This is a genomic window from Dyella psychrodurans (assembly GCF_003363265.1).
GTDB lineage: Bacteria > Pseudomonadota > Gammaproteobacteria > Xanthomonadales > Rhodanobacteraceae > Dyella_B > Dyella_B psychrodurans.
Window position 1 is genome coordinate 851789 of record NZ_QRBF01000001.1, and the last position, 24040, is coordinate 875828.

The window sequence follows — 24040 nt, forward strand, 5'->3', positions numbered from 1 at the left end:
AAAAACGCCAAATGGGACTCCCATAGACTGCCTGTTCCTACGAGCCATGACGAGTACCTGAAACCAATTTTGCAGAATCGGGCAAGCATTTCGCAGAATCCGTCTACCTGCGCACCGCAGCACTGCGCATACTTGTCCGGCTGTTCACCCTCTTCCCCCAGGAGATCCGCATGTCTCTCAGCATCCGCGGCTACGCTGCACATTCACCCACCGCGCCGCTGGCCCCTTACCAGTTCGAGCGCCGCGACCCACGCCCGGATGATGTCGTGATCGACATCCTGTATTGCGGCGTCTGTCATTCCGACCTTCATCAGGCGCGCAACGAATGGGGCGGCACCAAATATCCGCTGGTGCCGGGCCACGAAATCATTGGCCGCGTCGCCTCGGTTGGCACCGACGTCACCGCGTTCAAGCCCGGAGACATGGTCGGCGTCGGCTGCATGGTGGATTCGTGCCGGCACTGCGAAGCCTGCGCACAAGGTCTGGAGCAGTACTGCAAGGAATTCCCCACGTTCACCTACAACAGCGTCGACCGCCACGATCAGCGGCCCAACTACGGCGGCTATTCCGAACGCATCCTGGTATCCGACAAGTTCGTGCTCCGCATTCCCGATGGGCTCGATCCGAAATCCGCCGCACCGCTGCTTTGCGCGGGTATCACCACGTGGTCGCCGCTGCGTCACTGGAAAATCGGCAAAGGCCAGAAAGTCGCCGTGATCGGCCTCGGCGGACTGGGCCATATGGGACTGAAATTCGCCAAGGCGATGGGCGCGGACGTCACCTTGTTCACCCGCACGCCCGGCAAGGAACAGGAAGCGCGTCGACTCGGTGCCGATCATGTCGTGCTGTCCACCGACTCGAAGCAGATGGAAGCCGTGGCCGGCCACTTCGATTTCATCCTTGATACCGTGCCCCACCCGCACGATCTCGGCCCCTATCTGGCGACGCTGAAATTGAACGGCGTGCATGTGCTGGTGGGACTGGTCGAACCGATCGAGCCGCCGGTGCACTCCGGAGCGCTCATTTTCGGTCGCCGCTCCATTTCCGGCTCATTGATCGGCGGCATTGAGGAAACGCAGGAAATGCTGGATTTCTGCGCAAAGCACGGCATCAGCGCGGACGTTGAAATGATCAACATGCAGGACATCAACGACGCCTATGCGCGCATGCTCAAGAGCGATGTGCGGTATCGCTTTGTGATCGACCTGGCATCGCTCAAAAACGAAACTTGAGTGCACCCTTTCGAGATCGGGTGCGCTCATGCGCATCCGATCCCGTCGATGACTATTTAAGGTGCTCCATTCCTGCTTGGCGGCGCGTTCCAACCCATTGCGTTGTACACCTGATAAGTGAGCAACCCTACGTACTCGTGCAGTGCGAGATCCGTCAGCGTCAAATTCAAACTATTGGGCATCCATGTCGGCCTTACATCGACATAGTCGCCGCGAACAGCTGTTGCGTTGATGCCAAAATGCGCGAAAAACATGCGCGCCCGATTCAGGTGCGTTGCTGAAGACACCAACACCACGCGCTGCGGAGCAAAGGCGTCGAGCAAAGGACGGACGAATTCTGCGTTCTGCCACGTGTTCATGCTGCGCGATTCCAGTTCCATGTCCGCGCTGTCCACGCCCAGCTCTTGCAGAACTTTTCCGTAGGAGACCGCCTCGGCGACGCCGTTGTGGTAGGCATCGCCACCGCTTACGACAACTTTGCAATCGCCACCGCTTTGCTTGCAGGAACGATAAAGCGCGTACGCTTCGAGCATGCGGCCGTTGGCAAAAATCGTGGGCTCGACCTGCGCGTTTTCCACGACACGCGCGGTCCCGGCTCCCAGCAGCACGATGGCGTTGCGTGATGCCCAGCTGATGTCTGGCCTTGTCGCATAGGGAGCTTGTAGACGATCCAGCAACCACGCGGGCAGAGGACCGCAGCCTGCCGACAGGAAGAGCAGGAGCGCCAGCCCATAGAAAAACCACTCGCAGCGTCGCCAACGCAGGCGGCCAAGCAGATAACCGGCCAGCCAAAGCACCAACAGCCAAATCGTCATGCGTATGTCCCCGTTAACCTGCCAAGCGTAACGCAAGCGACAATAGGCACCCCAGAGCCTCGCACCCTCCGATCCGCACGACATGAGCCCGCTGCTGCACACCCTTGTCGCTGCCTGCCGGCATAGCGAGGACATCCGCAAGAGCCGCTTTCTCGCCCAGGCTGCGCCGGTCCAAACGCCCCAGCAGGCGTTGGCGTATGTGCAGCAAGTCAGCGACCCTTCCGCGACACACAACTGCTGGGCCTATCGCATCGGCCAGGACTATCGCTTCAACGACGACGGCGAACCCGGCGGCACGGCAGGCCGCCCTATCCTGCAAGCCATCGAAGGCCAGAGCATTGACCGCGCCGTCGTCGTGGTGACCCGCTGGTACGGCGGCATCAAACTGGGAGCCGGTGGCTTGGCGCGTGCTTACGGCGGGACGGCCGCCGAATGCCTTCGGCTTGCCGAGCGTCTACCCATCGTGGCCATGGCACGGCTGGGCGTGCATTGCGATTTCGCCGATCTCGCGCGCATGAAGGCGCGCCTGAAAGATCTTGGCACGGAGATCGAACGGGAGCTGTTCGACACAGCTGGCGTGACCTTGCATTTGCGATTGCCGCAGGATCGGGTTAGCGAAGCCAGGATCCGCATCAGCGATATCAATCGTGGCCGGAACGAAGCCTATGCATTGGAATGAGCGGCCTGCCATGGCGATCCTGGCGGGCGGCGTTTGCTGCACGACACCGTAGAGCAGCCTTTTCTTTGCCTCACGGGGCGATTCAGAAGCGAGCCGGATAGGGGTTACGGGCAGCCGGGTCTCTTGGTCGGCTAACCTGCCGCAATTGAATCGCATGGGTCGAGCCCCATGTGGTTTCGGTCCGCCCTGCGACGAGAGCCTATGAGCACCACGCCAGCCAACGACCCCAAACCGCCACGCCGCCGCATTGGGTCCCTGCGCCTGCTCTGGCCGTTCATGAAGCCGCACCGCGCGCTGGCGGTGGGCTGGCTGGTGTTCCTGAGCATCTCCTCAAGCGCCACGCTGGTGCTGCCGATGGCGGTTCGGCACATGATCGACCACGGCTTCCGCAGCTCAAGTACCGCTGCGATCAACTCCAGCTTCCTGGCACTTTTCATGGTTGCGCTGGTGATGGCCTTCGCCACGGCGGCTCGCTTTTACTGCATCACGTTGCTGGGCGAACGCACACTCGCCGCGTTGCGCGCGAAACTCTATGCGCATGTGATTCGGCTGGATGTGAGCTTCTTCGAACGCAACCGCGTCGGCGAACTGATTTCGCGTCTGGGCACGGATACCGAAGTCGTGCAGGCCTTGGTCGGCTCCGGCATCTCGGTAGCGCTGCGCAGCGCCGTGATGTTGATGGGTGCGACTGCCGCCATGATCTGGACCAGCCCACGCCTGGCAGGCCTTACCGCACTGGTGATCCCTGCCGTGGTTCTTCCGATCCTGATATTCGGCCGCCGCGTTCAGAAGCTGTCGCGCGCCAGCCAGGATCGTCTGGCCGATGCGGCTGCCATCGCCAACGAAACGCTCAACGCTGCCCAGGCCGTCAAAGCCTACGCACGCGAAGGTATTGAAAGCGATCGCTATGGAAGCGCGATTGCGCGCGCATTGGCCACCGCGCGCAAGCGTATCGGCACGCGCACAGGACTTACCGCAGCGGTCATTACGCTGTTCTTTGGTGCGATCACACTGGTGCTCTGGGTAGGTGCTCGCGACGTGCTGGCAGGAACACTCGACGCCGGCGTGCTTGCCCAGTTCGTGGTGTACGCGATGCTCTCCGGCGGTTCGATGATGGGTCTGTCGGATGTCTGGGGCGACGTGTTGCGCGCTGCCGGCGCGATGGAGCGCATCGGCGAACTGTTCGGCGAAGAAGCCACCATCGCCGATCCGCCCCATCCCGTGGCGTTGCCTCGCCCGGTACGCGGAGCCTTGCGTTTCGAGGGTATCGATTTCCACTACCCCACCCGCCCCGACGCGCCGGCGCTGCACGACTTCAACCTGGATATCCGTCCCGGCGAAACGGTGGCGTTGGTGGGACCGTCGGGTGCCGGCAAGAGCACCGTCTTCGCGTTGCTTCTGCGCTTCTACGATCCGCAGCGCGGCCGCATCAGTTTCGACGGCGTCGATCTGCGCGCCATGACCTTGCCGGAACTGCGCGGCGCTATCGCACTGGTGCCGCAGGAAACCGTCTTGTTCGGCGGTACGGCCGCCGACAACATCCGTTTCGGCAGGCAGGATGCCAGCGACGAGGAAGTGCACGCCGCCGCGCGTGCCGCCGAAGCAAACGATTTCATCCAGATGCTGCAAGACGGCTACGCCGCGGAGTTGGGTGAGCGCGGCGTGCGCCTGTCCGGCGGTCAGCGGCAGCGCATTGCCATTGCGCGCGCGATTCTCCGCGACGCACCGCTGTTGTTGCTCGATGAGGCAACCTCGGCGCTGGATGCGCAGTCCGAAGCCGCCATCCAGCAGGCGCTGGAACGCCTGGAAAAAGGCCGCACTACGCTGGTGATTGCCCATCGGCTGGCAACGGTGCAGCGCGCGGATCGGATCGTGGTAATGGACGGCGGTCGCATCGTGGCGCAAGGCACGCACGCAAGCCTGCTGGCCGAGGACGGCCTCTACGCCGAATTGGCGCGACTGCAGTTTGTAGCCTGAAAACCGGGCGCAAAAAGAGAAAGCCTTGCGCGAGGCAAGGCTTTCCCGGGACTACATGACGACGCGTTGATCAGACTGCGAGTTCGACCCCGGAAGCCTGGGCCCCCTTCGGGCCCTGGGTCACTTCGAACTTCACACGCTGGCCTTCCTGCAGACTGCGGAAGCCCTTCGCATTGATCGCCGAGAAGTGGACAAACACGTCCTCCCCACCGTCCTCGGGCGCGATGAAGCCGAAACCCTTGGCGTCGTTGAACCACTTGACCGTACCGAAACGCATTGCGTGAACCTCTGAATCTAAGGACTGGATGCACCAAGTCGCTGCGAGAACCACCTCTACCCCTAGGTCCACCGCCCCCTGGCACGGGGAAAGTATCTGCATGTTTCAAGCAAAAGCGCAATATGCGCATGCGTTTGGTCATGCACAGAACCCGGCGGGTTGCTTAGCTTTTGAGCAGTCGGGCAAGTATCGGCGGCACTTCGGCGGTGGCTGCCGCCAGGTGGGCGAAGATTTCCTCGATGCTGATTTCAGCCTCGTCGCCGCAGCCGGCGGCGAAGTTGGCAACCAGCGCCAGGCAGGCGTAATCGAGCTCCAATTCACGGGCAAGGGCGGCTTCGGGCATGCCGGTCATGCCGACCAGATCGCAGCCGTCGCGTTTCATACGCGCGATCTCCGCGCGGGTTTCCAGGCGCGGCCCCTGGGTGGCACCGTAGCAGCCTCCATCGATCACTTCGATGCCGGCTTTTTGCGCTGCAGCGAGCAATGCCTGGCGTAGCGAGGCGGTGTAGGGTTCGCTGAAATCGATGTGTTTGACCTCGACACCCTCGACATCGCAAAAGCTTGTATAGCGCCCGTGGGTGTAATCGATGATCTGATCGGGTACCACGATGGCGCGCGGCCCCATATCGTCGCGAATGCCGCCCACCGCGTTGATGCCGATGACTCGACGCGCGCCCAGATGGTGCAGTGCCCACATGTTCGCGCGGTAATTCACGCGATGCGGCGGCAAGGTGTGGCTTTCGCCATGGCGCGCGAGAAAGGCAATGCGGCGACCGGCAAAATCGCCCATGACGACGTCGCCGGACGCCGGGCCATAAGGCGTATCGACGCTATGCCGCGAAGTGTTTTCCAGGCCCGGGAATTGGTAGAGGCCGCTGCCGCCGATCACGGCGAGATCGATCGAATGGGTCATGGATATGCCAAATGGTTGGAGCTTGAACTGGAAAAGAAAGAAAATGAAAAAGCCGATGAGCCTTATTCTTTCAGCGCATAGATGGCGGGAAGATTACGTCCCTGCTCGTGATAGTCCATGCCATAGCCGAAGACATAGCGATCGGGCAATTCAACGCCGTTGAAATCGCTTTCGATGCCTTCCACACGCCGATCGTGACGCTTGCAGCAGAGCGTCGCCACCAGCACGCGCTTGGCGCCACGGCGAAGACAATCATTGCGCACGGCTTTGAGGGTGTACCCTTCGTCGAGGATGTCATCCACCAGCAGCACGGTTCGCCCTTGCAGCGAAACCGCCGGCTCGCGCAACCAATGCAGATCGCTGCCCGAGGTTGCGCCGCGATAACGGGTGGCGTGGACGTAGTCGAATTCCAGGTCCGTACGTATCGCCAGCGCCAGCTGACCGCCGAACATCAGCGCGCCATTCATCACCGTGAGGAACACCGCACGCTCGCCGTCGAGCGCTGTGTCGATATCGCGCCCCATCGCGGTGATCACGGTATCCAGTGCTTCCCGCTCGAACAGGATGTCGGCGCGGACCAGCGCGTCAGCCAACGATGGAAGAGTCTGGCTCATGGTGATTCCTTAGTGATCCAAGGCAGTAACGCGAGCGACGAAGCGATCGCGCTGAGGATTGTCGAGCAAGCCGGCCCAGGTCGCGCCGATCGCACCGCGAAGCGTTGCCACGCGCTGCATGCTCGCTTCGGAGGGAGGGGGCATGGCTGCAATCGCCTCTTCCACGACGTCCGGGAAACAGGCAAGCACCAGGTCGCACCCGGCTGACAGATGTGCATGGACGCGCTGACTCACTCCGCCGGCCACACCCGCGGCAGCCATGCTGATGTCGTCGCTGATCACCGCGCCCCGAAAACCGAGCTCCGTGCGCAGGATGTCGTGAATCCAGCGACGCGAGTATCCGGCAGGCTGATCGTCCACGGCGGGATAGACGACGTGCGCCATCATCACCGCTTCCGCATGCGCGGAAAACGCCTCGACGAACGGGCGCAGATCGTTCTGGCGGATGTCATCCAGCGAGCGCGGATCGATCGCCTGCGCCTTATGGGTGTCCACCGCCACCGAGCCGTGTCCGGGAAAATGCTTGAGCACCGCCGCCATGCCGCCCAGGTGCATGCCGCGCACGTAGGCGTGAATCAGCTCGCCGGCCACCTGTGGATCGGCGTGGAAGGCACGCGAACCGATCGCCGCGTTACCGCGCGCAAGATCGGCAACCGGCGCGAAACTGAAATCGATACCACTGGCGCGAAGCTCGCTCGCCATCACCCAGGCATGTTCCTCCGCCAGTTGCACCGCCGCGGATGGGTCGTGGTCGTAGACTTCGCCGATCCTGGCCAATGCCGGCAATCGGGTGAACCCCTCGCGGAATCGCTGGACGGGGCCTCCTTCCTGATCGACAGCGATCAAGGCATGCTCACCTGCCGCATCCCGAATCGATTCCACCAGCGCCAGCAGCTGGTCGCGGTGGGTGTAATTGCGCGAAAACAGGATGACCCCCGCCACGCCGGGCGCAGCCAGCCATGTGCGTTCGTGCGGCAGAACGTCGATGCCGGCCAACCCGATAAGCAGCATCAGGAATTCCCTCGCTGGTTGGCCGCCGCATCGCTCCCGTCGCGCTCGGCAGCGCTCCAATCCGCAAAGGGATGCTCGAACAGATTGACGTTGTAGTAGCGCGGCAGATGGCTGACTTCGGCACCGAGCCAAGCCGGACGAGGAAACGACGCGTCAGCCGCCGGCAGCTCGATTTCCGCCACGATCAGCCCGCTGTTCTCGCCATGGAATTCGTCGATTTCGAATAACCATCCATCCACGGACACATGGTGGCGCGTCTTTTCCAATACACCATCGCACAGCGTACCGAGCATGGTCTGCGCATCGGCGAATGGGAGTGGTACCTCGTACTCCGCACGTGCAATACCCAGCTCGACGGATTTGATATTGAGCCAGGCCTGCTCGCCGCTGATGCGCACACGCACAGACGCACGCGCCGTACCGTCGCGCAAGGCGCGCACGCCGACCAGATAGCCCTGGGCAATAGGCATGCTGCCGGTAACAGCGGTACGCCAATCATCGTTGGCGACAAGGAATTTGCGTTCGATTTCGATACCCATCGCCAAATGTTACCTTCAGAGCCTGTTTACGGTCTCGGCGTAGCCCGCGTTGTCACGGTGCGGCCGCCAGGTGGTAGTGCGCGGCGCAGCGCTTGCCTGGCTGCGCTGCCGCATGACGGCCGCACCGTGACAACCCTTCGGGCCGGATCTGTTTGCCCGCCGGGCGGCGTCCTCACTCAGTTGTGTATCGACATACACGCCTTCGTTCCTCTTTGCCCGTCAGGCAAACAGATCCCGGCGCGGGCCACGCCGAGACCGTAAACAGGCTCTTAGCGTCGCTCGAACAGAGCGATGGACTCGACGTGCGCCGTATGCGGGAACATGTCCATCACTCCCGCCGACACCAGACGGAAACCATGCTGGTTCACCAGGATGCCCGCATCGCGTGCCAACGATGCCGGATGGCACGATACGTAAACGATGCGCCCCGTTTCTTTATGCGGCAGATAGTCCAGCACCTTGTCGGCACCTGCGCGCGGCGGATCGAGCAGCACCTTGTCCCAATGCTTGCGGGCCCAATCAGTGCCTCGCTGATCTTCAAACAGATTGGCGACCTGGAAGTTGGCGTTGGCGATCCCGTTGCGCTTCGCGTTTTCGGCGGCGCGCATCACCAACCCGTGCTCGCCTTCCACGCCAGTCACCTCGGCGACGCGACGTGCCAACGGCAAGGTGAAATTGCCTAGACCGCAGAACAGATCCAGCACGCGATCCTGCGGCTGCGGATCGAGCAACTCCAGCGTACGCGCCATCATGCGGCGATTCATGCCGGCATTGACCTGCACGAAGTCCAGCGGCTGGAATTCCAGCTCCACATCGTCCACGCCCTCGCCGGCTGGAATGCGAAACGCCAAGCGCGGATGCTCGGGCCACAGCGGATGCACGCTGCTAATGCCGCCCGGCTGCAGGTAGATGGCAAAACCGTGCTGCTGACCAAACGCCACCAGCGTTGTGCGATCGCGTTCGCTCAGAGGTTTCAGATGACGGAAGACCAGCGCAAGCGTGTCGTCGCCTGCAGCGAATTCGATTTGCGCGATATCGGCGGCGGCATCCATGCTGCCCACCAATTCTCCCAGCAGGCCGATCTTCGGACCAAGCGCGGGATGCACGACATCGCAGTGGAGAATGTCCGCGACAAAGCGCGGATTGCTCTCTTCGCGGAAGCCCACCAGCACGCGCCCTTTCTTGGCGACGGATCGAACCGACAAGCGTCCTTTGCGGCGATAGCCCCACGCTTCGTCGGTGAGCGGGGGCAGCCAGTTTTCCGGCTCCACCTTGCCAATGCGTGCGAAGTTATCGACCAGCACGCGCTGTTTGGCCTCGATCTGCGACACGGCATCGAGATGCTGCAATGAACACCCGCCGCACTGACCGAAATGACTGCAGCGCGGCTCGACCCGATGCGGCGATCGCGTGATGATCTCGATGGTTTCCGCTTCGTCGAAATTGCGATGGCGCTTGCGGATACGAAATCGCACCTGTTCGCCGAGCAAGGCGCCGCTGACAAATACGGTCTTGCCGTCGATGCGCGCAACGCCCCGGCCGTCGTGACTCACATCGGTAATGGGGGCTTCGAATTCGTTCATCAGCACTCTTGGAAAGCATGCCACCCGGGTGCGACGACCCAGGCGAAGGCAAGGGGGTGAAAGGGAGGGGACCAGCCACGAGGCGGTCCACGGCCTCCCATGATACCAGCCGGCTGATCAGCGTTCCGCCACGCTACCTTGGGAGGAGGCCTTGAGCCGGCGGACCAGGGTGGGCCAATCGACCTTGTCCTGCTCGCCGACCACGTGCACGAACGGCAAGCCGCTGCCCTCGACGATGGTGTAGCCATCCGCATCGCCATCCAGGCCGCCCAAAGCACACACCCCACCCTGCAGGCTGCCGTGGAGACCGATTCGCTTGTAGTTGAACGTCTTGAACAGTTTCAGCACGGCACCTTGCAGGCCGCTCGCCGCGCTTCCGCCGGTGATGATGGAAAGATTGTTGGCAGCCTTCAGGCTGATTCGCCCGCCGTCCTGGGCAAGCAGCGATGCCTTGAAAGCGACCGGGTTTCCGCCGACCAGCTGAAGGCCGTCGATCGAACCGTCCAGCCTTCCGCTGATGCTGCCGAAATTGAATGTATCGGTGAGCGAAGCCAAGTCCAGCTGATGCAAGGCGATATCCCCGAAGACAACCGGACTATCGCCCAACGGTTGTTGCACGGCGATGTGGTTGAGCACGGCCGTGCCGTTGAACGCCTTGAAGGTCAGCTCGCCATCCATGGCATAGCGATCGCCCGTCCACTGCATGGAAGAGATCGTGCCCCCCAGCGTTCCCGTGAAGGGCGTCCAGCCGAAAGTCTGGTTCAGCGTGGTCACATCCACACCTACCACGTTGGCGCTGAGATTCAGGCGCTGCGCCTTGCTGGCCGTTGGCCGCCAGTCCAGCGCCGTAACGTTGGCGTGTCCCTTGAAGATCGGAATATCCAGCGGTGACTGCAGACTCAGACTGCCATTGTGGCTCCGCCAATGCGACTGCGCAGCGCCTACCGCTACGCGGCGCAGAACCAGTTGATTCCAACCGAACGTGGTAGGCGATTTATCGGTTTGCGCAGACCAATCCACACCTCCATGCAAACCGTTGGCCTGCAATTGGCCAGCACTGTCAGCGACGTCCAACCCATCGGTGTGGAACGCGAAGCTGTGCCAGGTATCGCCGGCATAGTCGACATGCCCATCGAGCTGCCCGGCGATGTGCAGGTTCGGCGCTAACGCGCTGTCCAGCCAAGGCTGCCCGTAGCGGTCGTACGCTGCGGGAAATCGTCCCTGGAAGTGGTCAAGCTTGAGCTTCTGCACATTGCCTTTGGCGTCGACCGAAAGCGCGCCATCCAGGGCAAGCGCGTCGGAGTCGTCCAGGTGCAGATGGCTGACATCCAGCCCACCGTGCTCCGTGGAGGCGCCCATATCCAGCACAACCTCATGCGTGGGAAGCCTTGCGAGCACGGGGCCGAACTGCAATTGACCGCCGCGTATACCGCCGTTCAATGCCAACTGCGCAGGATGGCGGGTGGCGTCGAACTCGTAACGCGCATGCCCCGCCAATCCTTCGCCCGCCACATTGCCGGCCGGCGTGGCGTACTTGAGATCCGTAACGTTGAAGCTCCCTGACGACTCGAAGCCTTCATCGCGCAGGTCCAGTGCAAGATCCGCATCCAGTTTTCCGCCACCGATATGTCCCTGCCAGACCGTGGCAAACAATCCCTGCAGCCAACTCGCCGGAAGGTTTCTCAGGTTGATCTGCGCATGCGTGGGTTGATCCAGCGGAAACGCGGTGGCGATATGCGTAGCGCCCTGATTGGCGTCGACCTCGAGCGTGTTCGCGGTGGCATCCACGACGAGATTGAGCATGGCATTGCCAAGTGCCCCGCCAGGCGCACCGGCGAGCTGCACGGTGCCGTCGAACAACCAGCGCAGTTGGATATCGCGCTGGAGGCGGCCGTCCAACGTCAGCCCGATCCTTTTCCAGCCGAGTGCCGGGATATCGGCTTTGCCGGCATGCAGACGGATCCGGAGGCTATCCGGATCCGTGCCGGGGGCGACATCCATCCGCACGTCTTGCAGGCTGGCCCCGGGCAGATCAATCCTTTTGGCGACGACGACGGTGTCCGCCCACGAGGGCATCACCCAAAGCAGGCTAGAAAGGGCGCAAAGGCACGACAGAAGGCGGCTGAATGGACGGAACATTGAGCACCCATTCTGCCAAACTAAGCTGAACGAAATGGACTACAGCCATGGCGTACATGACGGACGATTCCCACACGCCTCCTGTTCAACCCTACGTGCTGGTGGCCGACGACGACGCAACCAGCCGTTGTTTTCTGGGAGACGGCCTGCGACAGCTGGGAGCAAGGGTAGCGCTCGGCATCGATGGCCACTCCGCACTGGAACAGGCGCGGAGTGAAGCATTCGACCTCCTGCTGCTCGATTGCCGCATGCCCGACACGGACGCCATCGGCGTGCTGACCGCCTTGCGCAACGATCCGACCGCCCGTTCGGCATGTAGCCCGGCCGTCGCGAGCAGTGCGGAATTGGACGCCAACGACCAACGCGCCTTGCTAGCGGCGGGATTCCACGGAGTGCTGCTCAAGCCGTGCTCGTTGCAGGACCTGCAGAACATCCTGAAGCTGGCAACCATCGATCGACAGCATGTGCCCGTGCTGGACGACGGCCTTGCGCTGAAAACCGCCGGCACGCCGGTCGTGGTTCAGGCCTTGCGCGGTCTTTTCCGGCAGGAACTGGCCGCGATCTATGAGCAACTGGACGATCTCAGCTCGGACGCAGGCGCCTTTGAGGCCAGGTTGCACAAGTTGCGCTCGTCGTGCGGATTCTGCGGCGCATCGTCGCTGGCCGAACACGTCATGTCGCTGCAGCAACATCTGAAGCTGGCCCATCAAGGGGCGATGCTGCCTTTGGCGGATTTTCGTCAATCGCTGCGCCAAACCATCGAAGCGCTCGAAGCGCGGTGACGACTTCAACGGCGAGCGAGCGCTCCACGCAATACGCGCCACGCCCGAAGCTCGACGCCGCCGAGATGGAACCGGATCAATTCGCGCATCATGCCGCGCAAGGCGTGCAATCCCTGCGCATCCGGCATGCGGTCTTCGTGCAGCGACAGCAGATCGCCGCCGCGTACGGCGTTGGGATCGTTCACGCTGCACCGTATCGGGCCGTGCTCCGGCCGATACACATAGAGTGCATCGCCGTGCAGCGGTTCACCGTTGTCCGCATCGTCGACCAATTGCAAGGCGTAACCGAGAGACCCCAGCAAATCGCGCTCAAAACGACGCAGCTGCCATCCTAGCGATTCGCCGATGGAGAGCCTGGAAAGTGCTTGTGAGTACGCCGTGTAAAGCGACGGATGCGGATCCTGCCGCTCGGTCAGACGGACAACCAGTTCGTTGAGGTAAAGGCCTGCAACCCCCGCATCCCCCGACAAGCGCAACGGCGCGCCCACGGATTCAGCGCTTCGCAGCGTGGCAAGCTCGCCGCGTAGCTGCAAATCCAGCGTCAGCGCCTGGAACGGCTCAAGCTGCGACCGCTGCAGTCGACCACGCTGGCTACGTACGCCACGCGCGACGACACCGATACGCCCATGATCGCGGGTGAGACATTCGAGCAGCAGCGAGGTTTCCCGATAGGGGCGCGTGTGAAGCACGTACGCCGGCTGCTGTTCGAGGAGCATGGCAAGTCAGCTCAGTCTGCCGCAATACGCATCAATCGGTGTAACCGAACTGCTTGAGCATGGCCTCGTCATCCACCCAACCTTCGCGCACTTTCACCCAGAGTCGCAGAAACACCTTGCGATCGAACATGCGCTCCATGTGACGGCGTGCGGAAGTACCGATGGCCTTCAGCTGTGCGCCGCCCTGCCCGATCACGATGGCTTTCTGCCCTTCGCGCTCGACCCAGATGACGGCATGGATTTCGGCCAGGCCATCCGGACGGTCCTTGAATTGTTCGATCTCGACGGTCGTGGCGTAAGGCAACTCCTCATCCAGACGCAACATCAATTGTTCGCGCACCATCTCGGCAGCGAGAAAGCGCTCACTTCGGTCGGTGATTTCGTCTTCGCCAAATACCGGCGCACGCACCGGCAGACGCGCCAGAATATCGCTGGTCAGCGCATCGAGACCTTTGCGCTTGAGGGCACTCACGTAATGCACCGACTCGAAGTGGTGCTTGCCGGTCAATTCGGCGACAAACGGCAGCAAGGCGGTCTTGTCCTTGCTCAGATCGACCTTGTTGATCACCAACAGGCGCGGAATCTTCTGCTCCGCCAACGCTTCGTAAAGCGCTTCGTCTTCATCCGTCCAACGACCGGCCTCGATAACCTGCGCGGCAAGCTCGACTTCGCTGATGGCCGAACGAACGGCTCGATTGAGGCTACGGTTCATCGCGCGCTTGGCGCCGCGATGCAAGCCCGGCGTATCCACGTACAGAATCTGCCCCGCTTCGCTGGTCGCAATGCCAAGAATGCGATGGCGCGTCGTCTGCGGCCGCGGGCTGACAATGGATAGCCGAAAGCCGATCAGCGCATTGAGCAAGGTCGACTTGCCGACATTCGGCCGGCCGGCCAAGGCCACGAATCCGCACCGGAAATCCGGATGGGGCAATTCGTTCTCGGCGATATCGTCGCCTTCGCGTTCGTCATTCATGGCAGACGGGTACTCTTCATAGACAGGTATAAGCATGGCGCCACGCGTTGACGAACGCCACTGGAAAAAGGCAGGCAACGGGTGGTGAGAAAGAGGTTAAAAGACGCCGCGACGACCTAAACGCGGACGCTCGTGCGTATATCAGGGCGCTTCCTTGGCATCCAGCAAACGAGCAAGCACGGTCTCGGCAGCATCTTGCTCGGCAAGCCGCCGGCTACTGCCGCGTCCCATGGCCGTGATGGCAAGCGGCTCCATGACGACGCAATTCACGTCGAAAATCCGTGCATGATCTTCACCCTGCGCCCCAACCAGTTCGTATTGGGGCAAGGGCCAGCCTTGCGCCTGCAGCCACTCCTGCAGCCGGGTCTTGGCGTCCTTGGAAGAGCGCGGCAAGGCCGCCACGCGATCGGCGAACAGCCCGCGCACCGTGTCCCTGCAGGCCTCGAAACCACCGTCCAGGTAAACCGCGGCGACTAGCGCTTCGAAGGCATCGGCGAGTATCGAATCGCGTCGAAATCCACCGCTTTTGAGTTCACCGGAGCCAAGCTTGAGGCGATCGCCGAGTTCCAGTTGGCGCGCTACGTCGGCGAGCGCCTGCCCGTTGACCAGCTGCGCGCGCAAACGCGACATCTCGCCCTCGGTGGCTTTCGGATGCGTTTCGTACAGCATCTCGGCAACGATCGCGCCGAGCAGGGCATCACCCAGGAACTCCATGCGCTCGTTGTTGGGCTTGCCCGCGCTGCGATGGGTCAAAGCGAGCGTGGCGAGCGTGGTATCGCGGAAACGGTAGATCAATTCCACTGTTACTGCGGAGGAGCGACATTGCCTTGTACGGGCACGCTCTTGTCGAAGTGGAGAAGGAAATCGATGTTGTACAAGAAGGGAACATCCTTGTCGTACGACACGTGCAATTCGTTGCCGCTGGCGCCTTGCTGGAAGTTGATATCGCTGGGATGAATCGTGGCGTCATCGACATATTGGAAGTTCAACTTGAACATCAGTTCGCGGCGAACGTCATCGAGCGTCTTGCCCTCGACCCCCTCGCTTCCGATCTGGTTCATTGCCTTTACGACACCAAAGTATTCGTTGTACGACGGCACCAGCTTCATAGCCATGAAGGCAAAAAAACCGACAACCGCCAATACGACCAGAAACCCGATAAGGGTGATGCCCGATTGCTTCGACTTCATAGTCCCCTCGCTATGCCGCAGATGCGGCCCCGCCCTGATTCAAACCCAACCGCCGGAGCATACTTTGCCCGCTCGCAGCGCTCATCGCCAGCGACATGTTCACGATTTCGCCGCCGTCAGCGTTCCAGCCCCTCAGCGGATGACCGTACCGATCCGGTGGAAATCCACCCCGCCGGTGTGCAGACCCTTCCAGCTGAGCCAGATCACGAAGGCCTTGCCCACAAGATTCTGCTCCGGCATGCACCCCCACCAGCGGCTGTCCTGGCTGTTTTCGCGGTCGTCGCCCATCACGATGTAGCAGTTCGGAGGCACCACGGAAGGCACACTCGGATTGGGAATGGACGGGGTCTGCAAGGATGGGATGCGCGCAATCTGGTGCGTGACCGACCCCAGTTGCTCGCTCCATACGGTACCGTTGTTGTACAGCAGGTAATTGTCTTCCGGCCGGCTCGGGTTGCCCTGGAACGGACCCAGCTCCGTATCCACAACCGGTTTGCCGTTGATGACGATCTGGCTGTTGTGCACCTCGATCGTGTCGCCAGGCAAGCCAATGATGCGCTTGATCCAATTCTGGCTCGGCACAGGTGCTTGCGGGTCGGCACAGGTCACATCGCCGCTGCGGACCGTATTGCCGTTCTGGTCCTGGCAAATGTATCCCGGGAAACGGAAAACGATCACGTCACCGCGCTTGGGCTCGCCGACGCTGAGGACCTTGTTGTTGAAAGCCGGCAGGCGCAGGCCATAGGCGAATTTGTTGACGAGGATGAAATCGCCGACATCCAGCGTCGGCATCATCGAGCCTGACGGAATGCGAAACGGCTCCGCCACGAACGAGCGAAGCAGCAGCACCACAAAAATCACCGGGAAGAGCGAACGCGCCCAGTCCACCGGAGCGGGATCGCGGTATTCCTCGCCCGACGCGGCAAAACGCGCCGCGCGCTTCTTGTAGAAAAACAAGCGATCAAGGCCCCACACCACACCGAACACAACGGTGAGTGCAAGCAGAATTGCTGAAAAATCAAAATCCATGCAATGACTCCAAAGCCTGCTTTTATTTATCTACTTTGAGCACGGCAAGGAAGGCTTCCTGCGGAATCTCAACCCGACCGACCTGCTTCATGCGCTTCTTGCCTTCTTTCTGCTTCTCCAGAAGCTTTTTCTTGCGCGAGACGTCGCCGCCATAGCACTTCGCCAGAACGTTCTTGCGCAATGCTTTCACCGTCGAACGCGCAATGACCTGCGCGCCGATCGCCGCCTGAATCGCGACATCGAACTGCTGGCGCGGAATGAGGTCCTTCATGCGCTCGACCAAGTCGCGTCCGCGACGATCGGCGTGACTGCGATGAACGATCAGGCTGAGCGCGTCGACGCGATCGCCGTTGATCAGCACATCGACACGCACAAACGGACCCGCCTCGAATCGTTCGAGGTGATAATCCATTGATGCATAGCCGCGCGAGACCGATTTCAGTTTATCGAAGAAATCGAGCACCACTTCAGCCAGCGGAAGCTCGTAGCTGATCTGCACCTGGGTGGCGAGATATTGGATCGAACGCTGCACGCCGCGCTTCTCTTCGCAGAGCGTGATGATGTTGCCGATGTAATCCGGCGGCGTGAGGATGCTGGCCACGATGATCGGCTCGCGGATCTCCTCGATTTGCGGCGATGGCGGAAGCCGCGCGGGATTATCCAGCTCCATGATCGTGCCGTCGGTCTTGAGGATCTCGTAGACCACGGTCGGCGCGGTGGTGATCAGGTTGAGATCGTATTCGCGCTCCAGGCGCTCCTGCACGATTTCCATGTGCAGCATGCCCAGGAAGCCGCAGCGAAAACCAAAGCCCATCGCCTCGGAACTTTCTGGCTCGAAGAAGAGCGCGGCGTCGTTGAGGCGCAGCTTGTCCAGCGCTTCGCGCAAGGCAGGGTAATCGTCGGCGGAAACCGGGAACAATCCCGCGAAAACGCGCGGCTGCATGGTCTGGAAGCCAGGCAGCGGATGCGGGGCGGGCTTGCCGGCGTGCGTCAGCGTGTCGCCTACGGGGGCGCCGTGCACATCCTTGATGGCCGCCGTGATCCAGCCCACTTCACCGGCGGCGAGCTTGTCGAGTTTTTTGCGCTTGGGCGTGAATACGCCCACTTCGCTCACTTCGTGGGCGCGGCCGGTGGACATCACCTGCAGTTTGTCGCCCGGCTTGATTTCGCCTTGCATGACGCGCACCAGCGACACCACGCCCAGGTAGTTGTCGAACCAGGAGTCGATGATCAAGGCCTGCAGGCGATCGGTATCGCGCGGCTTCGGCGGCGGAATGCGCGCGACGATGGCCTCGAGCACCTCGATCACGTTCTGACCGGTCTTGGCGCTGACCGCGACGGCATCCGTGGCATCGATACCGATCACCGCCTCGATCTCGCCCTTCACCTTTTCCGGATCGGCCGTGGGCAGATCGATCTTGTTGAGCACCGGCACCACTTCCAGCCCCTGCTCCACCGCCGTGTAGCAATTGGCCACGGACTGGGCTTCGACGCCCTGCGCCGCATCGACCACCAGCAGCGCACCTTCGCACGCGGCAAGCGAACGGCTCACTTCGTAGGAAAAGTCGACGTGACCCGGGGTATCGATGAAATTGAGCTGATAGGTCTTGCCGTTCCTCGCCGTGTACGGCAAAGACACCGACTGCGCCTTGATGGTGATGCCACGTTCGCGCTCGATCGGGTTGCTGTCCAGCACCTGGGCTTCCATCTCGCGCTCGGCCAAACCGCCGCAGATCTGGATGATGCGGTCCGCAAGTGTGGACTTGCCGTGATCGATGTGGGCGATGATGGAGAAATTGCGGATCAGTTCCATGGAGTACGCTGTCAGCTTCACCGCCTCGCGCGATGCAAAAGGCTGGCTATCGCCGGGATGGCGACATTAGCCGCTCATTATCGCATGGATTGAGAAACCACACTGTACGCACGAGTCCGCAAATTAAAGGCCTGCTTCCGGGAGCAGGCCTTTGAGCCGGCTCAGCCGTTCTGATCGGCAGTCGGAACCGTCAGGGCGATGAAATTGCTCGAATCGCCACGACGCACCAGCAATAGCAGGGTGTCGCCGGGCTTCACACCAGCTGTCGCAGCCCGGAACGCCTCAACACTGCCGACCTTCTTCTGATTCACCATCAGAATCACGTCGCCAGGCTGCAGCCCGGCTTGCGCCGCGACGGGGCCGGTCACATCGGCGACCCCTACGCCCTCGCCCGCCTGAAGGCCCATTTGACTGCGCGTCGCCTGATCCAGGTTCTGAACGCTCAATCCGAGGGCATCGGCACCCGAGCTCGGAGCAGGCTTGCTTCCGGGAGAAAGTGCCTTCCCGTCGCGCGGCATGGTGCCAATGGTCACCTGAATCGTCTTATCGCGGCCATCGCGCAGGATTTGCACCGGCACCGTCGTGCCGGGCTTGGTCATCGCGACCAGCGGTGGCAAGTCGGAACCTTGCTCGATCGGGCGATCATTGAAGGCCAGGATGATGTCACCAGACTGCAATCCCGCCTTCTGCGCCGCGCTGCCAGGCGAAACACTCACGACGATGGCACCCTTCGCGCTATCGAGCTTGAGTGCCTTGACCACATCGTCATCGACTGGCTTGATCATCACGCCCAGTTCGCCGCGCGTGACATAACCTTTCGTTTTGAGTTGATCGACGACGTTCATCGCCACATCGATGGGAATCGAGAACGCGACGCCCTGATAACCACCCGTATCCGAATAGATCTGCGAGTTGATGCCGACCACCTGGCCCTGCAGATTGAACAGCGGGCCACCGGAATTGCCGCGGTTGATCGGCACATCCGTCTGGATGAACGACGTGCTCGGCTGATCTCCCGCCCCGAGGCTGCGGCCCACGGCACTGACAATGCCTTGCGTGACGGTGTAATCGAATCCGAACGGCGAGCCGATTGCCAGCACCCACTGACCTGGCTTTAGCAAACGCGAATCGCCGATGCTCACCGTCGGCAGGTTGCCGCCCGCGCTAACTTTTAGGAGCGCGATGTCATAAGTCGGATCCGTGCCGACTACCTTGGCGGTCAGCGTGCGGCGGTCCTGCAAGCGCACGGTCACGGTATCGGCATGATCAACGACGTGGTTATTCGTAAGGATGTAGCCATCGCTGGAAATGATGAAGCCTGAACCCAGCGACGTGTGCGCCTGTTCTTCGGGCGACGGCATCATCGGCATGCCGAAGAAGCGGCGGAAGATTTCCATTTGATCCGCATCGGGGCCTTGCAGCGGCGTGGCACCAGCCCCCTTGGGACGGCGGCCGGTGTACTTGGCCTCCACATGGACAACAGCCGGGGCGTTCTTCTGCACGATGCCTGTGAAATCCGGCAAGGCAGCAGCAGCCGGGGCGGTCTGCGCCCACGCCATGCCGGGCCCTGCCAGCCCCATGGCGAGTGCGCAGCACAGAAGGCTGCTGACGAGACGGTGATGACTCATGGGTTCCTCCTCTCGGTTCTGGGCGCGCCTACTCCCGCCCAGGCTCATAAGATGGAACGGGAGAAGGCACAGTGAAGAAAACAGGAAGCGCTCGCGGCCGTGGGCCGGAGGTGGCGGAGCTCAGCGCCCCGCCGCTCCCTGATAGGCCGGAGCCTGGTATTGCGCCGCCGCGTTTGCCTGCGGGGTATCGATCAGCAGCAGGTAGCTGCCGTCGTGATTGTTCAATGTCCGGTAGCCATTCATGAAATAACGCTGGCTATCTGCCGGGTAGCGCTGGAACAACGGGTTGTCCGAAGGATCGCCCAAGGTGACCGAGGCGCGCTGGCTGAGTCCGGAGGCCGGGTACAAGCTCAGCGACGGCGGCACCGCCGCCAGCATGGTGCTGGTGCGAGCTTCGGCTGCAGCCACCGGAGTGTTGGATGCAGGAACAGCGCGCGGCGCCACTTTCGCAGTCAGCGATGCAGGCCGGCTGGGGTCGGTGGCCGTCGGTTGCGAAACCATCAGCGCGGCGACGGCAACGCTTGCAGCGATCGCACCGCCCACCGACAGGCGCAGCCAATCGCGGCGTTTCGGAATCGCCGCGGCAGCGGGCTGCTCGGCTTCGATCAGCTGCATCACGCGCGATGCGAAGCCGGCGCTGGCCATGGCGGGCAACTGGTGTCGCAGGCCGTCAGCACCGACGTGATAGCGAGTCCAGACTTGGAGCAAAGAGGCGTCGTGATCGAGCCTGCGCAGCAAAAAGCGCAGCTCTTCCCTCGACAACTCGCCGTCCATCGCAGCAGAGAGGGTTTCCATATTGGCTTCAGTCATGACATTCGATCCTCGCGGTCTGATAGCAGTGGCCGCAACTTCTCATCGATCGCCTCACGTGCCCGGAAGATGCGCGAACGCACCGTTCCGATCGGGCAGCCCATGGCTTCGGCAATCTCTTCATAGCTGAGGCCTTCCACTTCACGCAGCGTGATGGCTGTCCGCAGCTCCTCGGGCAAGGCTTGGACAGTGGCGAACACGGTTTGTTCAATTTCCTGGCGCATTAATTCGCGTTCGGGGGTGGCCCCCTCCTGCATGCGGTCGGCGCCTGGCACGAAAACCGCATCTTCCACGGAGATATCGTCCGTCGGGGGGCGCCGCCCCATCGCAACAAGGTGGTTCTTGGCCGTGTTCACCGCAATTTTGTACATCCAGGTATAGAAAGCACTCTCCCCGCGGAACGAGCCAATGGCCCGCCATGCGCGGATAAAGGCCTCCTGGGCCACGTCTTCGCACTCGGCTTGGTTGTGCACATAGCGGGAAATAAGGCCAATGACCTTGTGCTGGTATTTGCGAACCAGCAAGTCGAAAGCGCGCTTGTCCCCATTTTGTACACGCTCAACCAGCGCACTATCGAGTTCGTTATCGCCCATCCGGGCCGTCTCCTTCGTTGCCGCACCATTCCAGGAAGCCGTCCAGCGAATGGGTGATCTGCTCTGACCCGCGCGGTGTCGGCAAGTTCAGCACGAACACTGAGCCCATGGGACAATTTTAAGATAGGGACGCCCCGATGGGGCTCAAGCCTGCAATTTGTCCTGCACGCCAGACAGCAAGCGCTCACGCTCGGCCAGCAGGCGTTCGAAGCTCGCCTGGGGTAGCGGGCGGCAGAACAGATATCCCTGCAGCTCATCGCAGTGGTTGGCGCGCAGGAATTGCAAGTGCTGTTCGATTTCCACGCCTTCGGCCACCACGCCGCGCTTCAATCGATGCGCCATTTCGATGGTCGCGCGCACGATCGCTTCGTCGTCGGGGTCGACACCGATATTGCGCACGAAGCTCTGGTCGATCTTGATTCGATCGGCGGGCAGCTTGCGCAGGTAGTCGAGCGATGCGGCGCCCGTGCCAAAATCGTCGATGGCGATATGGCATCCCAGCCGATGCAGCTTCTGCATGTTTTCCATCAGGTTGGGGGCCGCCTTGATGCTGATGCTCTCGGTGACCTCCATTTCCAGCAACCCGGGATCGAGTCCCGTTTCTTCCAAAACGGAGGCCACGATTTCCGAAAGATCGGGCTGCATCAGCTGTACGGCCGAAAGGTTGACGCCCAGTCGCAAACCCAGGCCGAAGCGCTCTTCCCATGCCTTGGCTTGCTTGCATGCCGTGCGCAGCACCCATTCTCCGATCGAAACGATGAGGCCGGTTTCCTCCGCGAGCGGAATGAAAAAGCCGGGACCGATGTTGCCCAGTTCCGGGTGTTCCCATCGCAGCAACGCTTCCATGCCGACGATGTCTTCCGTTCCCGCGTTGATCTGCGGTTGATAGAAAACGCGCAATTCGCCGTTACCTTCCGCATGGCGAAGCCGCGCCTTCAACGCGGCGTTCTGCTGCTCCTGCGCAGGGCTGACGTCGTAGACACGGTAGTTGTTGCGCCCCAGACTCTTGGCCGCATACATCGCCTCGTCTGCATGCTTGAGCAAGGTTTCGGCATCCGGTGCGTCCTCCGGAAAGAAACTGATGCCGATGGATGCCGTCACCTGCAATTCCGGACCATCGTCCAGATGCAGCGGCGCATCCATCAGCTGCACGATCTTTTCCGCGACGCGCAACACGTCGTCGGTCTTCACGATATGCCTGAGCACGATCGTGAATTCGTCGCCGGCATAACGGGCCACGGTATCGGAGGCGCGCACGCTGCTGCGAAGTCGTTGCGTGACGGCCACCAAAACTTGGTCGCCGACGGCATGACCGAGCGTGTCGTTGATGAACTTGAAACGGTCGAGGTCCACGAACAGCACGGCGAATGTTTCGCCCGTGCGATTCGCTTCGCGGATGATGGTGTCGAGGCGATCGTTGAACAGCAGGCGATTGGGCAGCCCGGTAAGAGCGTCCAGCAGACCTTCTGCACGACCTTGCTCACGCGTGCGCCGCAACTCGAGCGTGTGCGCGAAATGCGCTGCCGCGCAGCGAAGCACGGGCTCGACGATCTCCGGCTCGCCGAATGGACTGCGACTACCCGCCAGCAACGCACCAAGCACGCTATAGCGCTCGTCAAGGAGCGGCAAGCCCACGAAGCCGCGCAAGCCAAGCTGGCCGATCAGCGGATCCACATCGGCAAGCCGCCGCGCATCGTGCGGATGCATCAAGGTGCGACCGCTCAGCACAAGGCGCAGCGAACTCTGCAACTGCGGCCCGGGCCAGACTTGCTCGTCACCGCGCCATCGCTGCACGACCTGTGTCGGCACGCTGCTTTCTTCCGGGCGTGCGGACCAGACAGCCAGATAATCCAGGCTCATTTCATCAAGCAGAAGCTGGGCCGCTTCCAAGACCCCTGCGTCGTCGTGCGTGCCACTGAACAAGCGCGCGAGCAGCATCAAGGCTACCGTTGGGCGTACCCCGGCGCGATTGCTGCGAAAATGTAGCGCAGCCAGATCGCGGCCGCCGTGATGCACGCGGCGAACACTCGCTTCACCCGTGTCGTGTCCACGGATCGACTTGCGCTGGCAGGCGAGCCAGTGTCGATCGCCATCTGCAAACGCCTTTTCCATGCTGACGCTTTCGAAAGAAAGCACTTCGTGTAACGTCAAGCTGGTCAACACGCTGTTAGCCAGGCCACTGTGTCGCATATAGGCCGGACTCGCCTCGATGACGCGTTCCGCATACGGATCGACGATCAGCCAATCGCCCTCGCCGTCTTCGAAAACGAAACGATAGTCGCCACCCGCTGCCGCAAGCGGCAACGCTTGGGATACGTTCGATATCTTTTCCGCATCTCTGGGCTTTTCGCCGCTTCGCAGTTGTTGCCAGCGTGCGATCAGCTCGGTACCGATCTGCGAGGCATAAAGCCAACCGCCGATCATGGGAGGCAGCTGCGTTGGCTTGATGGTCGCCTCGTCGACCAGTACGGCAATGACCGGCGCATCGGCGCACGGCGGGAGCAGCCTCAACTGTTCGCACAGCGTCAGGCTCGACCGCCCATCGCCTTCGACGACGAGCACGATCAACGCCAGTGGCTCGCGCCCCTCCAGCAAAATCGCCGCGTGCGTGGTGTCGCGCGCGGAGTGAATCGGCGGATGCCCTTCTTTGTCGAGCGTATCAAACAGCTCGCGCCGCAACTCGCGCTGGGACGCCACCAGCAAGATACCGGCTTGCAACGTCGAGGC

Annotated in this window: 22 protein-coding genes; 4 read left to right on the forward strand and 18 right to left on the reverse strand. The window is 61.8% G+C overall.

Annotated elements, in window-relative coordinates:
* The first annotated feature begins 170 nt into the window (after nucleotides 1-170).
* Nucleotides 171-1232 carry an NAD(P)-dependent alcohol dehydrogenase gene (locus DWU99_RS03955; protein ID WP_115476683.1) on the forward strand — a complete coding sequence of 354 codons (1062 nt, stop codon included), beginning with the start codon at nucleotides 171-173 and terminating at the stop codon, nucleotides 1230-1232.
* A gap of 56 nt (nucleotides 1233-1288) precedes the next feature.
* Here DWU99_RS03955 and DWU99_RS03960 read toward each other — a convergent pair whose 3' ends face one another.
* The gene (locus DWU99_RS03960; RefSeq protein ID WP_115476684.1) at nucleotides 1289-2047 is read right to left on the reverse strand and encodes a YdcF family protein; all 759 of its coding nucleotides are present in this window, start codon (nucleotides 2045-2047) and stop codon (nucleotides 1289-1291) included.
* Between the two features lie 82 nt (nucleotides 2048-2129).
* Between DWU99_RS03960 and DWU99_RS03965 the strand changes: the two genes are divergently transcribed.
* Nucleotides 2130-2726, forward strand: a complete 597-nt coding sequence (locus DWU99_RS03965; RefSeq protein WP_115476685.1) for an IMPACT family protein — start codon at nucleotides 2130-2132, stop codon at nucleotides 2724-2726.
* 201 nt (nucleotides 2727-2927) lie between these two features.
* Nucleotides 2928-4703 carry an ABC transporter transmembrane domain-containing protein gene (locus tag DWU99_RS03970; RefSeq protein WP_115476686.1) on the forward strand — a complete coding sequence of 592 codons (1776 nt, stop codon included), beginning with the start codon at nucleotides 2928-2930 and terminating at the stop codon, nucleotides 4701-4703.
* 70 nt (nucleotides 4704-4773) lie between these two features.
* Here DWU99_RS03970 and DWU99_RS03975 read toward each other — a convergent pair whose 3' ends face one another.
* The 7 genes from DWU99_RS03975 to DWU99_RS04005 all read right to left on the reverse strand — a co-directional run bounded on the left by DWU99_RS03975 (nucleotide 4774) and on the right by DWU99_RS04005 (nucleotide 11641).
* Nucleotides 4774-4980, reverse strand: a complete 207-nt coding sequence (locus DWU99_RS03975; protein WP_115477178.1) for a cold-shock protein — start codon at nucleotides 4978-4980, stop codon at nucleotides 4774-4776.
* A 163-nt stretch (nucleotides 4981-5143) separates the two neighbouring features.
* Nucleotides 5144-5893 carry an S-methyl-5'-thioinosine phosphorylase gene (locus DWU99_RS03980; protein WP_115476687.1) on the reverse strand — a complete coding sequence of 250 codons (750 nt, stop codon included), beginning with the start codon at nucleotides 5891-5893 and terminating at the stop codon, nucleotides 5144-5146.
* 62 nt (nucleotides 5894-5955) lie between these two features.
* Nucleotides 5956-6507, reverse strand: coding sequence for a hypoxanthine-guanine phosphoribosyltransferase (locus DWU99_RS03985; protein ID WP_115476688.1), 552 nt, complete (start codon nucleotides 6505-6507; stop codon nucleotides 5956-5958).
* Between the two features lie 9 nt (nucleotides 6508-6516).
* Nucleotides 6517-7518 carry a beta-N-acetylhexosaminidase gene (gene nagZ, locus DWU99_RS03990; RefSeq protein WP_115476689.1) on the reverse strand — a complete coding sequence of 334 codons (1002 nt, stop codon included), beginning with the start codon at nucleotides 7516-7518 and terminating at the stop codon, nucleotides 6517-6519.
* Nucleotides 7518-8057, reverse strand: coding sequence for a CYTH domain-containing protein (locus DWU99_RS03995; protein WP_115476690.1), 540 nt, complete (start codon nucleotides 8055-8057; stop codon nucleotides 7518-7520). Before DWU99_RS03995 ends, nagZ begins: the two co-directional genes overlap by 1 nt.
* A 269-nt stretch (nucleotides 8058-8326) precedes the next feature.
* Entirely contained in the window at nucleotides 8327-9640 is a 1314-nt protein-coding gene (gene rlmD / locus DWU99_RS04000) for a 23S rRNA (uracil(1939)-C(5))-methyltransferase RlmD (protein WP_115476691.1), read from the reverse strand.
* A 117-nt stretch (nucleotides 9641-9757) separates the two neighbouring features.
* The gene (locus tag DWU99_RS04005; protein WP_233510860.1) at nucleotides 9758-11641 is read right to left on the reverse strand and encodes an AsmA-like C-terminal region-containing protein; all 1884 of its coding nucleotides are present in this window, start codon (nucleotides 11639-11641) and stop codon (nucleotides 9758-9760) included.
* A gap of 185 nt (nucleotides 11642-11826) precedes the next feature.
* Here DWU99_RS04005 and DWU99_RS04010 point away from each other — a divergent pair, with 185 nt between their 5' ends.
* Nucleotides 11827-12561 (forward strand): response regulator, encoded by a 735-nt coding sequence (locus DWU99_RS04010; protein ID WP_233510862.1) that lies wholly within the window; start codon nucleotides 11827-11829, stop codon nucleotides 12559-12561.
* A gap of 5 nt (nucleotides 12562-12566) precedes the next feature.
* Here the strand turns inward: DWU99_RS04010 and recO are convergent, their stop codons facing one another.
* The 10 genes from recO to DWU99_RS04060 form a co-directional block, all read right to left on the reverse strand.
* The gene (recO, locus tag DWU99_RS04015) at nucleotides 12567-13277 is read right to left on the reverse strand and encodes a DNA repair protein RecO (RefSeq protein ID WP_115476693.1); all 711 of its coding nucleotides are present in this window, start codon (nucleotides 13275-13277) and stop codon (nucleotides 12567-12569) included.
* 31 nt (nucleotides 13278-13308) lie between these two features.
* On the reverse strand, nucleotides 13309-14250 hold the full coding sequence (era, locus tag DWU99_RS04020; RefSeq protein WP_115476694.1) for a GTPase Era: 942 nt from the start codon (nucleotides 14248-14250) through the stop codon (nucleotides 13309-13311).
* A 141-nt stretch (nucleotides 14251-14391) separates the two neighbouring features.
* Entirely contained in the window at nucleotides 14392-15051 is a 660-nt protein-coding gene (gene rnc / locus DWU99_RS04025) for a ribonuclease III (protein ID WP_115476695.1), read from the reverse strand.
* Between the two features lie 2 nt (nucleotides 15052-15053).
* Nucleotides 15054-15440: a DUF4845 domain-containing protein gene (locus DWU99_RS04030; RefSeq protein ID WP_115476696.1), complete on the reverse strand. Its 387-nt coding sequence runs from the start codon at nucleotides 15438-15440 to the stop codon at nucleotides 15054-15056.
* A gap of 132 nt (nucleotides 15441-15572) precedes the next feature.
* Nucleotides 15573-16469 carry a signal peptidase I gene (lepB, locus tag DWU99_RS04035; RefSeq protein ID WP_115476697.1) on the reverse strand — a complete coding sequence of 299 codons (897 nt, stop codon included), beginning with the start codon at nucleotides 16467-16469 and terminating at the stop codon, nucleotides 15573-15575.
* A 22-nt stretch (nucleotides 16470-16491) separates the two neighbouring features.
* Nucleotides 16492-18282, reverse strand: a complete 1791-nt coding sequence (gene lepA / locus DWU99_RS04040) for a translation elongation factor 4 (protein WP_115476698.1) — start codon at nucleotides 18280-18282, stop codon at nucleotides 16492-16494.
* 161 nt (nucleotides 18283-18443) lie between these two features.
* Nucleotides 18444-19910, reverse strand: a complete 1467-nt coding sequence (locus DWU99_RS04045; RefSeq protein WP_115476699.1) for a DegQ family serine endoprotease — start codon at nucleotides 19908-19910, stop codon at nucleotides 18444-18446.
* Nucleotides 19911-20030: 120 nt separating this feature from the next.
* Nucleotides 20031-20720, reverse strand: coding sequence for a sigma-E factor negative regulatory protein (locus DWU99_RS04050; protein ID WP_115476700.1), 690 nt, complete (start codon nucleotides 20718-20720; stop codon nucleotides 20031-20033).
* Nucleotides 20717-21313, reverse strand: a complete 597-nt coding sequence (gene rpoE, locus DWU99_RS04055) for an RNA polymerase sigma factor RpoE (protein WP_115476701.1) — start codon at nucleotides 21311-21313, stop codon at nucleotides 20717-20719. The genes DWU99_RS04050 and rpoE overlap by 4 nt, the downstream gene beginning before the upstream one ends.
* A gap of 144 nt (nucleotides 21314-21457) precedes the next feature.
* Entirely contained in the window at nucleotides 21458-24031 is a 2574-nt protein-coding gene (locus tag DWU99_RS04060; RefSeq protein ID WP_115477180.1) for a putative bifunctional diguanylate cyclase/phosphodiesterase, read from the reverse strand.
* Between the last annotated feature and the right edge of the window lie 9 nt (nucleotides 24032-24040).

Excerpts from the sequence above, each read along its gene's own strand:
- DWU99_RS03955 (WP_115476683.1), top strand. The coding sequence starts at position 171 with ATGTCTCTCAGCATCCGCGGCTACGCTGCACATTCACCCACCGCGCCG.
- DWU99_RS03960 (WP_115476684.1), bottom strand. The coding sequence starts at position 2,047 with ATGACGATTTGGCTGTTGGTGCTTTGGCTGGCCGGTTATCTGCTTGGC.
- DWU99_RS03965 (WP_115476685.1), top strand. The coding sequence starts at position 2,130 with ATGAGCCCGCTGCTGCACACCCTTGTCGCTGCCTGCCGGCATAGCGAG.
- DWU99_RS03970 (WP_115476686.1), top strand. The coding sequence starts at position 2,928 with ATGAGCACCACGCCAGCCAACGACCCCAAACCGCCACGCCGCCGCATT.
- DWU99_RS03975 (WP_115477178.1), bottom strand. The coding sequence starts at position 4,980 with ATGCGTTTCGGTACGGTCAAGTGGTTCAACGACGCCAAGGGTTTCGGC.
- DWU99_RS03980 (WP_115476687.1), bottom strand. The coding sequence starts at position 5,893 with ATGACCCATTCGATCGATCTCGCCGTGATCGGCGGCAGCGGCCTCTAC.
- DWU99_RS03985 (WP_115476688.1), bottom strand. The coding sequence starts at position 6,507 with ATGAGCCAGACTCTTCCATCGTTGGCTGACGCGCTGGTCCGCGCCGAC.
- nagZ (WP_115476689.1), bottom strand. The coding sequence starts at position 7,518 with ATGCTGCTTATCGGGTTGGCCGGCATCGACGTTCTGCCGCACGAACGC.
- DWU99_RS03995 (WP_115476690.1), bottom strand. The coding sequence starts at position 8,057 with ATGGGTATCGAAATCGAACGCAAATTCCTTGTCGCCAACGATGATTGG.
- rlmD (WP_115476691.1), bottom strand. The coding sequence starts at position 9,640 with ATGAACGAATTCGAAGCCCCCATTACCGATGTGAGTCACGACGGCCGG.
- DWU99_RS04005 (WP_233510860.1), bottom strand. The coding sequence starts at position 11,641 with ATGGATGTCGCCCCCGGCACGGATCCGGATAGCCTCCGGATCCGTCTG.
- DWU99_RS04010 (WP_233510862.1), top strand. The coding sequence starts at position 11,827 with ATGGCGTACATGACGGACGATTCCCACACGCCTCCTGTTCAACCCTAC.
- recO (WP_115476693.1), bottom strand. The coding sequence starts at position 13,277 with ATGCTCCTCGAACAGCAGCCGGCGTACGTGCTTCACACGCGCCCCTAT.
- era (WP_115476694.1), bottom strand. The coding sequence starts at position 14,250 with ATGAATGACGAACGCGAAGGCGACGATATCGCCGAGAACGAATTGCCC.
- DWU99_RS04030 (WP_115476696.1), bottom strand. The coding sequence starts at position 15,440 with ATGAAGTCGAAGCAATCGGGCATCACCCTTATCGGGTTTCTGGTCGTA.
- lepB (WP_115476697.1), bottom strand. The coding sequence starts at position 16,469 with ATGGATTTTGATTTTTCAGCAATTCTGCTTGCACTCACCGTTGTGTTC.
- lepA (WP_115476698.1), bottom strand. The coding sequence starts at position 18,282 with ATGGAACTGATCCGCAATTTCTCCATCATCGCCCACATCGATCACGGC.
- DWU99_RS04045 (WP_115476699.1), bottom strand. The coding sequence starts at position 19,910 with ATGAGTCATCACCGTCTCGTCAGCAGCCTTCTGTGCTGCGCACTCGCC.
- DWU99_RS04050 (WP_115476700.1), bottom strand. The coding sequence starts at position 20,720 with ATGACTGAAGCCAATATGGAAACCCTCTCTGCTGCGATGGACGGCGAG.
- rpoE (WP_115476701.1), bottom strand. The coding sequence starts at position 21,313 with ATGGGCGATAACGAACTCGATAGTGCGCTGGTTGAGCGTGTACAAAAT.